The organism is Kitasatospora sp. RG8, from assembly GCF_017813315.1.
Taxonomy (GTDB): domain Bacteria; phylum Actinomycetota; class Actinomycetes; order Streptomycetales; family Streptomycetaceae; genus Kitasatospora.
This window is the reverse complement of the sequence record NZ_JAGIYX010000004.1, coordinates 427207-441353: the sequence shown is the minus strand read 5'-3', so window position 1 is coordinate 441353 and position 14147 is coordinate 427207. Positions and strand designations below refer to the sequence as shown.

16 protein-coding genes are annotated in these 14147 nt (G+C 73.1%); 5 read left to right on the top strand and 11 right to left on the bottom strand.

The genetic code is table 11. From position 1 onward, the window contains the following. Positions 1-8: 8 nt before the first annotated feature. Entirely contained in the window at positions 9-1691 is a 1683-nt protein-coding gene (locus J5Y04_RS09535; protein ID WP_209411409.1) for a DAK2 domain-containing protein, read from the bottom strand. A 248-nt stretch (positions 1692-1939) separates the two neighbouring features. Here J5Y04_RS09535 and rpmB point away from each other — a divergent pair, with 248 nt between their 5' ends. Then, positions 1940-2125: a 50S ribosomal protein L28 gene (gene rpmB, locus J5Y04_RS09530; RefSeq protein ID WP_014138233.1), complete on the top strand. Its 186-nt coding sequence runs from the start codon at positions 1940-1942 to the stop codon at positions 2123-2125. 127 nt (positions 2126-2252) lie between these two features. Here rpmB and thiD read toward each other — a convergent pair whose 3' ends face one another. From thiD to J5Y04_RS09515, 3 genes are all read right to left on the bottom strand, one after another. Next, positions 2253-3113 carry a bifunctional hydroxymethylpyrimidine kinase/phosphomethylpyrimidine kinase gene (gene thiD / locus J5Y04_RS09525; RefSeq protein WP_209411407.1) on the bottom strand — a complete coding sequence of 287 codons (861 nt, stop codon included), beginning with the start codon at positions 3111-3113 and terminating at the stop codon, positions 2253-2255. Positions 3114-3136: 23 nt separating this feature from the next. Next, positions 3137-4162 carry a 6-phosphofructokinase gene (locus tag J5Y04_RS09520; RefSeq protein WP_209411405.1) on the bottom strand — a complete coding sequence of 342 codons (1026 nt, stop codon included), beginning with the start codon at positions 4160-4162 and terminating at the stop codon, positions 3137-3139. A gap of 161 nt (positions 4163-4323) precedes the next feature. Further along, on the bottom strand, positions 4324-5289 hold the full coding sequence (locus J5Y04_RS09515; protein WP_209411403.1) for a thiamine-phosphate kinase: 966 nt from the start codon (positions 5287-5289) through the stop codon (positions 4324-4326). Between the two features lie 209 nt (positions 5290-5498). On the opposite strand from J5Y04_RS09515, the gene J5Y04_RS09510 reads away from it, so the two are divergent. Next, positions 5499-5732 (top strand): Lrp/AsnC family transcriptional regulator, encoded by a 234-nt coding sequence (locus J5Y04_RS09510; RefSeq protein ID WP_148642799.1) that lies wholly within the window; start codon positions 5499-5501, stop codon positions 5730-5732. A 20-nt stretch (positions 5733-5752) separates the two neighbouring features. After that, a complete protein-coding gene (locus J5Y04_RS09505; protein ID WP_209411402.1) occupies positions 5753-6265 on the top strand; it encodes a DUF3515 domain-containing protein in 513 nt (170 codons plus the stop codon). Between the two features lie 88 nt (positions 6266-6353). Here J5Y04_RS09505 and J5Y04_RS09500 read toward each other — a convergent pair whose 3' ends face one another. The 3 genes from J5Y04_RS09500 to J5Y04_RS09490 all read right to left on the bottom strand — a co-directional run bounded on the left by J5Y04_RS09500 (position 6354) and on the right by J5Y04_RS09490 (position 9428). Beyond that, positions 6354-7496, bottom strand: coding sequence for a D-alanine--D-alanine ligase family protein (locus J5Y04_RS09500; protein WP_209411401.1), 1143 nt, complete (start codon positions 7494-7496; stop codon positions 6354-6356). Positions 7497-7596: 100 nt separating this feature from the next. Next, positions 7597-8598 carry an NAD(P)H-dependent glycerol-3-phosphate dehydrogenase gene (locus J5Y04_RS09495; RefSeq protein ID WP_148642801.1) on the bottom strand — a complete coding sequence of 334 codons (1002 nt, stop codon included), beginning with the start codon at positions 8596-8598 and terminating at the stop codon, positions 7597-7599. Continuing rightward, positions 8595-9428 carry a 1-acyl-sn-glycerol-3-phosphate acyltransferase gene (locus J5Y04_RS09490; RefSeq protein WP_209411400.1) on the bottom strand — a complete coding sequence of 278 codons (834 nt, stop codon included), beginning with the start codon at positions 9426-9428 and terminating at the stop codon, positions 8595-8597. The genes J5Y04_RS09495 and J5Y04_RS09490 overlap by 4 nt, the downstream gene beginning before the upstream one ends. Before the next feature lie 216 nt (positions 9429-9644). Here J5Y04_RS09490 and cofC point away from each other — a divergent pair, with 216 nt between their 5' ends. Both cofC and J5Y04_RS09480 read left to right on the top strand, forming a co-directional pair. Continuing rightward, on the top strand, positions 9645-10352 hold the full coding sequence (cofC, locus tag J5Y04_RS09485; protein ID WP_209411399.1) for a 2-phospho-L-lactate guanylyltransferase: 708 nt from the start codon (positions 9645-9647) through the stop codon (positions 10350-10352). Between the two features lie 43 nt (positions 10353-10395). Next, on the top strand, positions 10396-10617 hold the full coding sequence (locus J5Y04_RS09480; protein WP_209411398.1) for a hypothetical protein: 222 nt from the start codon (positions 10396-10398) through the stop codon (positions 10615-10617). A 110-nt stretch (positions 10618-10727) separates the two neighbouring features. Here the strand turns inward: J5Y04_RS09480 and J5Y04_RS09475 are convergent, their stop codons facing one another. The 4 genes from J5Y04_RS09475 to leuC form a co-directional block, all read right to left on the bottom strand. Beyond that, a complete protein-coding gene (locus J5Y04_RS09475) occupies positions 10728-11441 on the bottom strand; it encodes an HU family DNA-binding protein (RefSeq protein WP_209411397.1) in 714 nt (237 codons plus the stop codon). A gap of 133 nt (positions 11442-11574) precedes the next feature. Then, positions 11575-11763, bottom strand: coding sequence for a hypothetical protein (locus J5Y04_RS43490; RefSeq protein ID WP_209411546.1), 189 nt, complete (start codon positions 11761-11763; stop codon positions 11575-11577). Between the two features lie 343 nt (positions 11764-12106). Next, complete coding sequence (gene leuD, locus J5Y04_RS09465; RefSeq protein ID WP_209411396.1) at positions 12107-12703, bottom strand: 3-isopropylmalate dehydratase small subunit; 597 nt, start codon at positions 12701-12703, stop codon at positions 12107-12109. Positions 12704-12708: 5 nt separating this feature from the next. Continuing rightward, positions 12709-14130 (bottom strand): 3-isopropylmalate dehydratase large subunit, encoded by a 1422-nt coding sequence (gene leuC, locus J5Y04_RS09460; RefSeq protein WP_148642805.1) that lies wholly within the window; start codon positions 14128-14130, stop codon positions 12709-12711. Positions 14131-14147 lie beyond the last annotated feature (17 nt).

Genomic DNA, 14147 nt, shown 5'->3' with positions numbered 1-14147 from the left:
GCGACCGGCTACTCCACCCCGATGAGCAGCGGCGCGGACTCCTGGCCGCCGTGGAAGACCACCGCGTCGACCTCGGGCCTGCGGTGCCGGGCGTGCGCGACCAGCTCCTCGGCGAGGCCCTCGGGCGCGCCCCCGCCCAGGATCAGGGTGACCAGTTCGCCGCCGGCGCCGAGCATCCGGTCCAGCACCATCGTCCCGACCTCGGCCGGGCCGGTGCCGATCACCACGACGTCCCCGTCTATCAGCCCGAGCACGTCCCCGGCCTGGCAGACGCCCGCCATCGTCCAGGACTCCCCCTCGGCGACGGCGAGTTCGGCGTACCGGGTGGCACCGGCCGCCGAGGTCATGGCGACGACGTCCTCGTCGAAGCGCCGGCCGGCCTCGTGCACGGCGAGCGCGGCCAGGCCCTGGACCGGCGAGCGGGTCGGCAGGACGGCGATCCGCACGCCCTCCTCGCGCAGTTGGTCGGCGGCGGCACCGGCGGCGGCCCGCAGTTCGGGGTCGTTGAGCAGCAGGACGACCTCGCGGGCGCCGGCCCGGCGGACGGCGGCGGCCAGTTCGGCGCTGGCCGGCGGGCGGTCCGGGTCGGCGTGCAGGACGACGGCGCCGGCCTGCTCGCAGAGTTCGGCCAGGCCGGTGCCGGAGACCACCGAGAGCACCGCCCTGGTGCGCTCCTCGCGCTCGCCCCGGTCGTCGGCGGTGCCGGAGCGGGCGGCGGCCTCGGCGAAGTGGGTGATCCGGATCTGGTGCGGCCGCCCGGCGTCGACCCCGGCCTCGACGGCGGCGCCCGCGTCGTCCACGTGCACGTGGACGTTCCAGAGGCCGTCGCCGCCGCCGACCACCAGCGAGTCGCCGAGCGCGGCGAGCCGCTCGCGCAGCGCGGGCAGGGCCGTGTCGGGGGCGTCCAGCAGGTAGATCACCTCGAAGGCGGGGTGGCCGGGGCCGGGCGGCCGGACGTGGCTCTCGCAGCGCTCCGCGAGCCGGACGTCCCCGCGCAGCGCGACCGGGCCCATCGGCTGGTGGCCGGCGACGGCGTCGGCGAGGGCGCCCAGGACGGCGACCAGGCCGCGGCCGCCGGCGTCCACCACCCCGGCCTCGGCCAGGACGGAGAGCTGCTCGGGGGTGTGCCGCAGCGCGTCCCGGGCGGCCCGGTAGGCGGTGTCGGCGACGTGGCCGAGGCCGTCCCCGGCCCGGACGGCCTCCCTGGCGGCGACCCGGGCGACGGTCAGCAGCGTCCCCTCGACCGGCTCGGCGACGGCCTGGTAGGCGGAGTCGGCGGCCCGCTGGAGGGCGGACCGCAGCTGGTCGGCGCCGCCGCCCTCGGCCAGCTTCTCGGCGGTGCCGCGCAGCCACTGGGCGAGGATCACCCCGGAGTTGCCGCGCGCGCCGATCAGCGCGCCGCGGGCCATCTCCCGGACCGCCTCGGCGAGGCCGGGCGGCGGGCCGGCGGCGGGGTCGGTGAAGCGGCTCTCCACGGCGGCGGCGGCCGACTCCACGGTCAGGTAGAGGTTGGTGCCGGTGTCGCCGTCCGGGACGGGGTAGACGTTGAGTGCGTCGATCTCCTCGCGGGCCTGGCCGAGCGCACGCAGGGCCAGCTGGCACCAGCTGCGCACGGCCGGGGCGTCGAGCGTGTGCAGCACCAGGTCTCCTCCGGATGGGACGCCGCGATGGCCTGAGGGGCAGCAACACATTCAGGGCAGCGGCGAGGGGTGATACCGGCAGGTTATCGGGGGCCGGGGGCGGGTGCCGGGGGCAGCGGGCGCAGCGATCACCTGCACGGTCGTGGTAGTTTCGTTGAACGGAAGCAAGCGTTGTATGCTCTTCCGGTTGCCTGGAACAGTCCAGGCTCACCCCCTTGGTCCGGTCTGGTTCACGTGAGTGCTCCGGTGGGTCGGCGGGGTTTCGAACGTAAATGATCTGAAGTCTTGGAGTGACTCCTGTGGCTGCCAACTGCGACGTCTGCGGCAAGGGGCCGGGCTTCGGCAACAGCATCTCCCACTCTCACCGCCGTACCCCCCGTCGTTGGAACCCCAACATTCAGACGGTGCGCGCTGTGATTGGGCGGACGCCGAAGCGGCTCAACGTCTGCACCTCGTGCATCAAGGCCGGTAAGGTCTCGCGCTGACGCGCAGACCGGTATGCCGGTCCTCCAGTGAGCCGGTCCATCCTCGGATGGACCGGCTTTCTGTCTCTCCGGCAAACCTGCCGACCTCTGCCGAAGGGCGGGCCTCCGGGCCCGCCCTTCGGACGTTTCAGCGCCAGCGCCAGGCGTGGTCGACCGGGCCGATGCCGGCGCCCAGCGCGAAGCCGCCGGCGATCGCGCCGGTGATGTACTCCTTGGCCGAGGCCACCGCCTCGGGCAGCGGCTCGCCCTTGGCCAGCCCGGCGGCGATCGAGCTGGCCAGCGTGCAGCCGGTGCCGTGGGTGTGCCGGTTGTCGTAGCGGGGGGCGCGGTACCAGTACTCCTCGCCCGCGCCGCCGTAGAGCAGGTCCGCGGCCTCGCCCTCCAGGTGCCCGCCCTTGACCAGCACCCAGCGCGGCCCGAGGTCGAGCAGCGCCTTGGCCGCGTCCAGCATCTGGCCCTCGTGCTCGACGGTGCGGCCGGTGAGCTGCGTCACCTCGTGCAGGTTGGGCGTGGCGAGGGTGGCGACCGGCAGCAGCCGCTCCCGGACGGTGGCGACGGCCTCGGCGGCCAGCAGCGCGTCGCCGTGCTTGGAGACGCCGACCGGGTCGACCACCACCGGGGCGTCCACCCCGGCCAGCAGTTCGGAGACGGTCTCGACCAGCTCGATCGAGGCGAGCATGCCGGTCTTCACGGCCTGGACGCCGATGTCGTCCACCACGCTGCGGAACTGGGCCCGGACCGCCTCGGCCGGCAGCTCCCAGTAACCCTGGACGCCGAGCGAGTTCTGCGCGGTGACGGCGGTGATCACGCTCATGCCGTGGACGCCGAGGGCGAGCATCGCCTTCAGGTCGGCCTGGATCCCGGCGCCGCCGCCGGAGTCGGAGCCGGCGACGGTGAGGACGCGGGGGGGTGCCGTACGGGGAGGCACTTCGGAGGGACCGAGCGGAGCGCGGCCACCGGGGGCGGGGGCGGGCGACGGGAGGGACATGCGCTCAACCTACCCCCGACCGCTCAGAGCACGGCCTCCGATTCCGCCCAGCGGTCCTGCGGCACGGTCTTGAGCCGGGTGACCGCCTCTGCGATCGGCACCAGCACGATGTCGTTGCGGCGCAGCGCGGTGAAGTGGCCGAACGCGCCTTTGTGGACGGCCTCCACCGCGTGCCAGCCGAACCGGGAGGCGAGCACCCGGTCGCGGGCGGTGGGGGTGCCGCCGCGCTGGGTGTGGCCGAGGATGACCGGCCGCGCCTCCTTGCCGAGCAGGTTCTCCAGCTCGTGGGCGAGCCGGTTGCCGATCCCGCCGAAGGTCTGGTGCCCGAACTGGTCGACGTCGCCGTGGTCGAAGCGCAGGGTGCCGGGCAGTGGGGCGGCGCCCTCGGCGACGGCGATGATGGCGAACTTCTTGCCGCGGGAGAAGCGGTCCTCGACCATCCGGGCCACCGCCTCGATGTCGAACGGCCGCTCCGGGATCAGGATGCCGTGGGCACCGCCCGCCATGCCTGCGGTGAGGGTGATCCAGCCGGTGTGCCGGCCCATCAACTCCACCACCATCACGCGCTGGTGGGACTCGGCGGTGGTCTTCAGCCGGTCGATCGCCTCGGTGGCGACGTGCACCGCCGTGTCGAAGCCGAAGGTGACGTCGGTGGCGTCGATGTCGTTGTCGATGGTCTTCGGGACCCCGACCACCGGCAGTCCGGCGTCGCTGAACATCCTGGCCGCGGTCAGCGTGCCCTCGCCGCCGATCGCGATCAGCGCGTCGATGCCGATGTCCCGGGCGAGGGTCTGCGCGTTCTCCACGGCCCAGGCGATGCGCTCGCGCTTGACCCGGGCCGAGCCGAGGATGGTGCCGCCGAGGGTCAGCAGACCGGTGACGTCGTCGTGCGAGATCGGCCGGGTGCGGCCCTCGATCAGGCCGAGGAAGCCGTCCTCGATGCCGATGATCTCGTCGCCGTGGACGTCCGTGCCCCGGTGCACCACCGAACGGATCACCGCGTTGAGGCCGGGGCAGTCGCCGCCGCTGGTCAGAACACCGATGCGCATGGTGGGTGGGCTCTCCCGCTCTGCAGTGGTTCAGACCACCCGCGCCGGACGGGCGGGCGGGATCGGTTCGGCGCAAGCCTACGCCGTCCTCCCGCCCGGGCCCGTGCGCCGCTCGCCGGAGTGCCGCGCGCCGTCCGTACGCCACCGCCCGGCCGGTCCGGTCACTCGGCGAAGTGGTCCCAGCCGCCGACCCGGTCCCACGCCTGCCCGTCCACCGTCACCCGGCCGCCGCGGGCCGCCCGGGCGCGGGCCGTGACCTCGCCCACCACCCGCCAGCGGGCGGGGAGTTGGGCCCCGCGCGGGAAGGTGGCGACGATCGCGTGGTCCTCGCCGCCGGAGAGCACCCAGACCAGCGGGTCCACCCCGACCGCCTGCCCGATGTCGGCCATCTGGGCCGGGACGTCGAAGTCGGCGGCACGCAGGTCGATGTCCACGCCGCTGGCCCGGGCGACGTGGCCGAGGTCGGCCACCAGTCCGTCGCTCACGTCGACCATCGCGGTGGCGCCCAACTCGGAGGCCGCCGGGCCCGCGTGGTACGGCGGCTCGGGCCGGCGGTGCGCCTCGACGAAGGCGCGCGGCGAGCGGAAGCCGCGCTGGAGCACGGTCAGACCGGCGGCGGACCAGCCGAGCCAGCCGGTGACCGCGACCACGTCGCCCACCTGGGCCCCGGCGCGCGTCACCGGCGCGCGCCCCTGAAGGTCCCCGAGCGCCGTGATGGCCAGCGTGATGACGTCGCCGCGCACCACGTCGCCGCCGACCACCGTCGCCCCGGCCACCTGGCACTCGTCGCGCAGTCCGTCCATCAGCTCGGTGGCCCACGTGGTGGGCAGGTCGGCGGGGGCGACGAGCCCGAGCAGTATCGCGGTCGGCACCGCGCCCATCGCGGCGACGTCGGCGAGGTTCTGGGCGGCGGCCTTGCGGCCCACGTCGTAGGCGGTCGACCAGTCCCGGCGGAAGTGCCGGTTCTCGATCAGCACGTCCGTGGTCGCCACCACCCGGCCGTCCGGCGCCTTCACCACGGCGGCGTCGTCGCCCGGGCCGAGGTCGACCGCGTCGGTGAGCGGCACCCGGGCGGTCAGCTCCCTGATGAGGCCGAACTCGCCGAGCTCGCCCACGGTCCCCTGCATCTGCCGTCCTCTCGCGTTTCCATCAGAACTCGTTGTCCGCGCACCCCCGCGCGCAGCGTACGCCCTCCACGGGTGCAGAGGTCTCCCCTCCCCGGCCCGCTGCGCGGTAGCGTGGTGATCAGTCTGCCGGTGAGCCCGCTCCCACCCCCGACACCTGCCCGGGCGATCACGGCGGCAGTCCCCGTACCCAGCCGCCGGGAGGTCCCCCCGTGGTACAGGCATACATCCTGATCCAGACCGAGGTCGGCAAGGCCACCGCCGTGGCCGATGCCATCTCCAAGATCCCCGGTGTCCTCCAGGCCGAGGACGTCACCGGCCCGTACGACGTGATCGTGCGGGCGGAGGCCTCGACCGTGGACGACCTCGGCCGCCTGGTCGTGGCCAAGGTCCAGCAGGTCGAGGGCATCACCCGGACCCTCACCTGTCCGGTGGTCCACCTGTAAGGCCCGGCTACCATCGGCGGGTGGCCCGAGAACTCCGCGTCCCCCGCTTCCTGGCGGCACTGCCGGCCCCGGTCCGGTGGCTGGCACTGCCGCTTGCGCTGATCTGCACCGTGGTGGTGCTGCTCGGCAGCTGGAGCGTGCCCGCGAAGATCGAGGTGCCCGAGCCGGCCCCCAAGGCGGCCGGGTACTGCCGGGCGCTGGCCGCCGCACTGCCGCAGGAGCTGCTCGGCCACGCCCGCAAGGACCCGTCGCCGGCCTCCCCGTACGTGGCCGCGTGGGCCAGCTCCCCGCGCACCGTGCTGCGCTGCGGCGTGGACCGCCCGGAGGAGCTGAACGGCCCCGCCGCCAGCGACTGGTCCCCCACCGTCAACGACGTCACCTGGTGGCAGCAGAAGCTGGACGACGGCGGCTACCGGTTCACCTCGACGATGCGCAAGGCCTACGTCGAGATCACCGTGCCCCGCGGCGCCTTCGGCAACCCGCTGGACCCGGTCTCCGCCCTCTCCGACCTGGTGAAGGCCAACATCCCGTAGGTATGGGCGACGGGACCGGTCGCTACGACCGCGCGAAGGGCGGGCCGGGAGCTTCCCGGCCCGCCCTTCGTCCGTCCGTGCGCGGCGGTTACCGCAGGCCGGTCGAGCGGCGCAGCGCCGCCTGGAGCAGCCGGTCGATCAGCTCCGGGTACGACAGCCCGGTGGCCTCCCACATCTTCGGGTAGGCCGAGATCGGGGTGAAGCCGGGCATGGTGTTGATCTCGTTGATGATCCAGCTGCCGTCGTCCAGCAGGAAGAAGTCGACCCGGGCGAGGCCCTCGCAGCCGAGCGCCTCGAAGGCCTCGACCGCCTGGCGGCGGATCTCGGCGGTCTCCGCCTCGGTGAGCTCCGCGGGGACGCGGACCTCGGAGGAGTCGATGTACTTGGCCTCGAAGTCGTAGAACTCGTAGTCGCCGCCGACCAGCACCTCGGCCGGCACGCTGGCCCGTGGGCCGTCCTCGAACTCCAGCACCCCGCACTCGATCTCGCGGCCGGCGACCCCGGCCTCGATGATCAGCTTGGGGTCGTGGCGGCGGGCCTCCTCGATCGCGGCGTCGAGCGCGGCGAGGTCCTTCACCTTGGTGATGCCCATGCTGGAACCGGCCCGGCACGGCTTGACGAAGACCGGCAGGCCCAGCCCGGCGACCCGCTCGCGGACGGCGGTCCGGCCGTCCTCGGTCTCCCACTCGCGCGGGCGGACGATGGTGTACCGGCCGACGCCCAGGCCGTGCGAGGCCAGGATCCGCTTGGTGAACTCCTTGTCCATGCCGACCGCGCTGGAGAGCACGCCGTTGCCGACGTACGGCACGCCGGAGAGTTCCAGCAGGCCCTGGAGGGTGCCGTCCTCGCCCCAGGGGCCGTGCAGCAGCGGGAAGACCACGTCGACCTCGCCGAGCGCCTTGGGGGTGGCCCCCGGCTCGCTGAGGACCACCTCGCGGTGGCCCGGCGCGACCGGCAGCGCGACCTGGCCGTCGACGGCCTCGGCCACCTGCGCCACGTCCGGCATCCGGCCGTCGGTGATGGACATCCGGGCCGGCTCGTCGCCGACCAGGGCCCAGCGGCCCTCCTGGGTGATGCCGATCGGCAGCACGTCGTACTTCTCGCGGTCGATCGCCCTGAGCACACTGCCCGCGGTGACGACCGAGACGCCGTGCTCGGAGCTGCGGCCACCGAAGACGATCGCTACGCGCGGCTTCGCGGACGGGTTCTGGGAGGTCTGTTCGATGCTCATATCGCGTTTGAGAGTACCGTGCGGGGCGTTTTCGGAAAGTCAGCCACCCGGTGCGTACCGGCCCGGTGCTGTCGGCACCGGGCCGGCGGCACCGGCCGGCTCAGCGGCGTTCCGCCTTGGCCGAGCGGGACATCAGGGTCTGCAACGCCTCCTGGGTGGGGCGTCCGTTGTGCACCACGTCCACCACGGCCTCGACGATCGGCATGTCGACGCCGCTGCGCCGGGCCAGGTCGAGCACCGACTCGCAGGACTTCACGCCCTCCGCGGTCTGCCGGGTGGCCGCGATGGTCTCGGCCAGCGACATCCCGCGGCCGAGGTTGGTGCCGAAGGTGTTGTTGCGCGACAGCGGCGAGGAGCAGGTGGCCACCAGGTCGCCCATCCCGGCGAGCCCGGCGAAGGTGTGCGGGTCGGCGCCGAGGGCCGTCCCCAGCCGGGTGGTCTCGGCCAGCCCGCGGGTGATCAGCGTCGCCTTGGTGTTGTCGCCGAGCCCCATGCCGTTGGCCATGCCGACCGCCAGGCCGATCACGTTCTTCACCGCGCCGCCCAGCTCGCAGCCGATCACGTCGGTGTTGGTGTACGGACGGAAGTACGGGGTGTGGCAGGCCGCCTGGAGCCGCTTGGCGACGGCCTCGTCGGTGCAGGCCACCACGCTCGCGGCGGGCTGCCGGTTGGCGATCTCACGGGCCAGGTTGGGGCCGCTGACCACCGCGACGCGCTCCGGGCCGACCTTGGTGACCTCCTCGATGACCTCGCTCATCCGCTTGGCGGTGCCGAGCTCGATGCCCTTCATCAGGCTGACCAGCACGGTCTGCGGCTCGATCAGGGGGGCCCAGGCGGCGAGGTTCTCGCGCAGCGTCTGCGAGGGGACCACCAGCACCGCGAAGTCGGCGCCGGCCAGCGCCTCGGCCGCGTCGGTGGTGGCCCGGACCGAGGCCGGCAGCTCCACGCCCGGCAGGTAGTCCGGGTTCACGTGGGTGGTGTTGATCGCGTCGGCCAGCTCCTGGCGGCGCCCCCAGAGCACCACCTCGCAGCCGGCGTCGGCCAGCACCATCGCGAACGCGGTCCCCCAGGAACCCGTCCCGAACACGGCGCATCGGGTCACTTGCCGGCCTCCTCGGTACCGTTGCCACGCTTGCCGCCCGCGGCCCGCTGCGGCTCGGCCGAAGCCGCCGTCGCCCGGTCCCGGGCCGCCGTACGCATGTCGTAACGCTCGGCGGGCGGCTCCTCGTCGCGGATGCCGGCCAGCACGACGGTGATCGCCTGCATGATGTCCTCGGTGGCGTCCCGGAGCACCTGCGAGGTCAGCTCCTGGCCCTCGTACCTGCTCAGGTCCACGGCCGGCCCGGCCGCCACCGTCACCTTGTGCCGCGGGAAGAGGTTGAATCTGCCTCTGCCCGGGGTGGCTCTGCCGTACGGCGGGATGATCTCCTGCGCGCCCCAGTGCGCCACCGGGATGACCGGCGCACCGGTCATCAGCGCGACCCGGGCCACGCCGGTCTTGCCGGTCATCGGCCACAGGTCCGGGTCCCGGGTGAGCGTTCCCTCGGGGTAGAACTGCACGCACTGGCCGTCGTTCACCGCGTCGACCGCGGCCCGGAAGGCCCGCGCGGCGTCGGTCGACTCCCGGAACACCGGGATCTGGCGGGTCTTGCGGAGCATGAAACCGATGAACGGCACCGAGAACACCGAGGACTTGCCGAGCATCCGCGGCGGCCGCCCGCTGTTGTACTGCCAGTGCGCGTAGATCACCGGGTCGAGGATCGAGTTGTGGTTGACCGCGGTGATGAAACCACCCTCCTTGGGGAGGTGCTCCCAGCCCCGCCAGTCGGGCTTGACCAGCGCGGTCGTCACCGGCTTCACCAGCACGGCCGCGAAGCGGTACCAGATGCCGTAGTCGGCGTTGCCGAAGCTGGCGTACGAGCGGCGGGCCACCCCAGGTCCTCCTCATCCGGTGCGGCACGTGGGGTGCCGCAGTATCTCGCCATCCGCGGCCCCCGTTCGGGGCCCGGAGCGCGGAACAGTCTCGCCCGACCGCGAACGGCTGTCGAGCAACCCCGCCAGCACGTCGGGGCGGGCGTGACCAAACGCACGTCCGTACAGCTCGGACGGCCTGGCGAGGGTTCCGGGACCGGCGTCACAATGACGCCGATGACCCAGGACACCGTACGCCCCAGCGGGCCCGTCGCGCCCCCCGCACCCACCGCCGGCTGGTCGCTGGTGCTGCCGCTCAAGCCGCTCGCCCTGGCGAAGAGCCGGCTGGCCCCGTTCGCCGGGGAGCACCGCCCGGACCTGGCACTCTCCTTCGCCCTGGACACCGTCGGCGCGGCGCTGGCCACGCCCGGCGTCGCCCGGGTGCTGGTGGTCACCCGGGATTCCGCGGCCGCGGACCGGCTGGCCGCGCTGGGCGCCGTCGTGGTAGGCGACGAGCCGGGCGGCGGCCTCAACCACGCACTGGTGCACGGCGCCGCGGCCGCGCTGGCGATCGCTCCGCGCGCCCCGCTGGCCGCGCTCTCCGCCGACCTGCCGGCCCTGCGCCCGGCCGAACTGGCCCGGGTGCTGGCCGCCGTGCCCCCGGCCGGCCGGGCCTTCCTGGCCGACGCCCCCGGTCTGGGTACCACCCTGCTCGCCTGCGCCCCCGGCAGCCCGCTCTCCCCCGCCTTCGGCGACGGCTCACGGGCCCGGCACGCGGCCGGCGGCGCCCTCGAACTACGGCTGGACGGCGTGCAGTCGGTACGCCGGGACGTCGACACCGGGGCCGACCTCGGCGAGGCCCTGGCGCTCGGCGTCGGCCCGCACACCGGCGCCCTGTCGGCCCGGCTCGGCTACGCCCCGGGGCCGCCCGCCGGACTCGGCTGAGACGCCGCCGGGGACTGTCGGTGCCGCTCGCTATGCTGCTTTCATGCAGGCCACCGCGTTCACCTTCGACCCCGCCACCCGGGCCGGCTCCGTGCTCCTCGACGACGGGACGCCGGTGCCGTTCGACGCCGCCGCCTTCGATGCGGGCGGCCTGCGGCTGCTCCGTCCCGGCCAGCGCGTGCGGATCCGCACCGAGGGCGCCGGCGAGGCCCGCCGGGTGGTCTTCGTGACGCTGCAGACCTTCCCGGACCCGGCCGGGGCCTGACGCCCACGCGCACCCGCCGGGGTGTGCCCCGGAAACCGAAGAGCCGTGGCGGTCCCGTCCGCCCGGGCCCGGGTGGAGGTGCGCCACGGCTCTGGAAGGCCGTCCGCGGACTACTTCGCGGTGCTCTTGCGCGCAGTGGTCTTGCGGGTGGCGGTCTTCTTCGCCGGAGCCGTCTTCTTGGCCGTGGCGGTCGCCTTCTTCGCGGCGGTGGCCGTGGTCTTCTTGGCGGCGGCGGTGGTCGCCGTCTTCTTGGCGGCGGCCGTGGTCTTCTTGGCGGCGGTCGCGGTGGTCTTCTTCGCCGCGGCCGGGGTGGCCTTCTTGGTGGCGGTCGCCTTCTTCGCGGCGGTGGCCGTGGTCTTCTTGGCGGCGGCGGTGGTCGCCGTCTTCTTGGCGGCGGCCTTCTTGGTCGCGGCGGCCGGGGTCGCGGCGGCGGCGGCACGCTTGGTGGCGGCGCGCTTGGCGGCCGGGGTCGCGGCGACACCGCTCTTGCCCGGGGTGAGGGAGCCCTTGGGGGCCTTCTTCACCGAGGGGCCTTCCTTCGGCAGCTTCTTGCTGCCGCTGACCAGGTCCTTGAAGCCCTGGCCGGGGCGGAAGCGGGGCACCGAGGTCTTCTTGACCTTGACCTTCTCGCCGGTCTGCGGGTTGCGGGCGAAGCGCGCGGAGCGCTCCACCTTCTCAAAGGTGCCAAAACCGGTGACCGACACCCGGTCACCGGCCACAACGGCGCGGACCATGGTGTCGAGCACTGCGTCGACGGCCTCTGCGGCAGCCTTGCGACCGCCCAGCTGCTCGGCCACCGCTTCGACAAGCTGAGCCTTGTTCACGTCTTCCCCTTCGGAAACGGGCGCCGGATGATTCCATCCGTTCATTTCGCACGTTAGGTATGTATCTGCGGACTTTCAATTACCAAACGCGCGAATCACCCTAGTGTCGCAATGGATTTGCGCATCGGCGACCTCAGACGACGGGCGGGCGCCCCTCGTCGAGGTCCTGCACAAAGCGACTCAACCGCCTTGCCGCCCCCGGAAGATCGCGCTTGGCGGTCTCCGTGACGATGAGGAGTTGTCGGGTGAGAGCGGTCTTTGCATCGGCAGACACGTTCAGCGCATGCACGCGGGCGTGAGCTTGCTTCAACCGCTCGGCCACAAGCGCGTAGAGCGCTGCGACTTCCGGGTCGTCCGGCCCCTCAGCAGGTGAGGTGGCGGCGTCCGGCCGATCGTCAATTCGGCGTTCGGATCCCCGGCCCGTGGACTCCTGTGACGCGGGTTCGCCGCCCGCGTACGGAGGTTCATGGTGCCGGTGCATGTACTGATTGTGCCATCTACCCGCAGTTGTGCTTGCCGGGGGCCCTCTGCTCCATTGCCAAATGGGCAATCGGGGGCCGGGCAGGGGGGTGAACTCCGCCTCCGGAACGGCGGATGACCCGCCCCCCCGAAGGGGGAGACGGGCCATCCGGCGGATCGTCAGAATGCTTGTTCTGAACGGCTTCTCAGGCGACCGGAAGAGTACGCGGCTTGAACGCCGGCCGGGTCGCCTCGAAGGCCGCGATGTCACCCTCGTTCTGCAGGGTGATGCTGATGTCGTCCAGGCCGTTCAGCAGCCGCCAACGCACGTTGTCGTCCAGCTCGAAGGAGGCGGTGACGCCTTCGGCGCGCACCTCGCGGGCCTCCAGGTCGACGGTGATCTCCGCGGTCGGGTCGGCCTCGGTGAGCGCCCAGAGCCGCTCCACGGTCTCCTGCGGCAGAACGACGGTGAGCAGGCCGTTCTTCAGGGAGTTGCCACGGAAGATGTCGGCGAACCGGGACGAGATCACGGCGTGGAAACCGTAGTTCTGCAGCGCCCAGACCGCGTGCTCGCGGGAGGAGCCGGTGCCGAACTCGGGGCCGGCCACCAGGACGGTCGCACCCTGGCGCTCGGGCTGGTTGAGGATGAACGACTCGTCCTTGCGCCAGGCCTCGAACAGCCCGTCCTCGAAACCGGAACGGGTGACCTTCTTGAGCCAGTGGGCCGGGATGATCTGGTCGGTGTCGACGTTGCTGCGGCGCAGCGGGACGGCCCGGCCGGTGTGGGTGGTGAACTTCTCCATGCTGCTCAGGCCTCCACAGCGACGTTGGACGAGAGGTCGGCGGGCGCGGCCAGCCGGCCCAGGACGGCGGTGGCGGCGGCGACCTGCGGCGACACCAGGTGGGTGCGGCCGCCCTTGCCCTGGCGGCCCTCGAAGTTGCGGTTCGAGGTGGAGGCGCAGCGCTCGCCGGGGGCCAGCTGGTCGGGGTTCATGCCCAGGCACATCGAGCAGCCCGCGTGGCGCCACTCGGCGCCGGCGGCGGTGAACACCTTGTCCAGGCCCTCCTCGACGGCCTGCAGGGCGACCCGCACCGAGCCGGGGACGACCAGCATCCGTACGCCCTCGGCGACGGAGCGGCCCTCCAGGATGGCCGCGGCGGCCCGCAGGTCCTCGATCCGGCCGTTGGTGCAGGAGCCGACGAAGACGGCGTCGACCTTCACCTCGCGCAGCGGGGTGCCGGCCTCCAGGCCCATGTACTTCAGGGCGTTCTCGGCGGCGGTCCGCTCCTGCGGGTCGGCGAAGGAGGCCGGGTCCGGCACGTTCGCGCCGAGCGGGGCGCCCTGGCCGGGATTGGTGCCCCAGGTGACGAAGGGGGTCAGCTCGCTCGCGTCGATGAAGATCTCGTGGTCGAAGACCGCGTCCTCGTCGGTGACCAGGGTCTTCCAGTACGCGACCGCGGCGTCCCAGTCCTCGCCCTCGGGCGCGTGCGGGCGGCCCTCCAGGTAGTCGAAGGTGGTCTGGTCCGGGGCGATCATGCCGGCCCGGGCGCCCGCCTCGATCGACATGTTGCAGATGGTCATCCGGGCCTCCATGGAGAGGCTGCGGATCGCGGAGCCGCGGTACTCCAGGACGTAGCCCTGGCCGCCGCCGGTGCCGATCCTGGTGATGATCGCCAGGATCAGGTCCTTCGCGGTGACGCCTTCGGGCAGCTCGCCCTCGACCGTGATCGCCATGGTCCTGAACGGCGCCAGCGGAAGCGTCTGGGTGGCCAGTACGTGCTCGACCTGGCTGGTGCCGATGCCGAACGCCAGGGCGCCGAACGCGCCGTGGGTGGAGGTGTGGGAGTCACCGCAGACGACGGTGGTGCCGGGCTGGGTCAGGCCCAGCTGCGGGCCGACCACGTGCACGACGCCCTGCTCGACGTCGCCGAGCGAGTGGATCCGGACGCCGAACTCGGCGGCGTTGCGGCGCAGCGTCTCCAGCTGCACCCGGGACACGGGGTCCGCGATGGGCTTGTCGATGTCCAGGGTGGGGGTGTTGTGGTCCTCGGTGGCGATCGTCAGATCGGTCCGGCGGACCTTGCGCCCGGCCAGCCGGAGGCCGTCGAAGGCCTGCGGGCTGGTCACCTCGTGGAGCAGGTGCAGGTCGATGAAGAGCAGGTCGGGCTCGCCCTCCGCGCGCCGCACGACGTGGTCGTCCCAGACCTTCTCTGCGAGTGTCCGTCCCATCGGATTCCCTCCAGCCG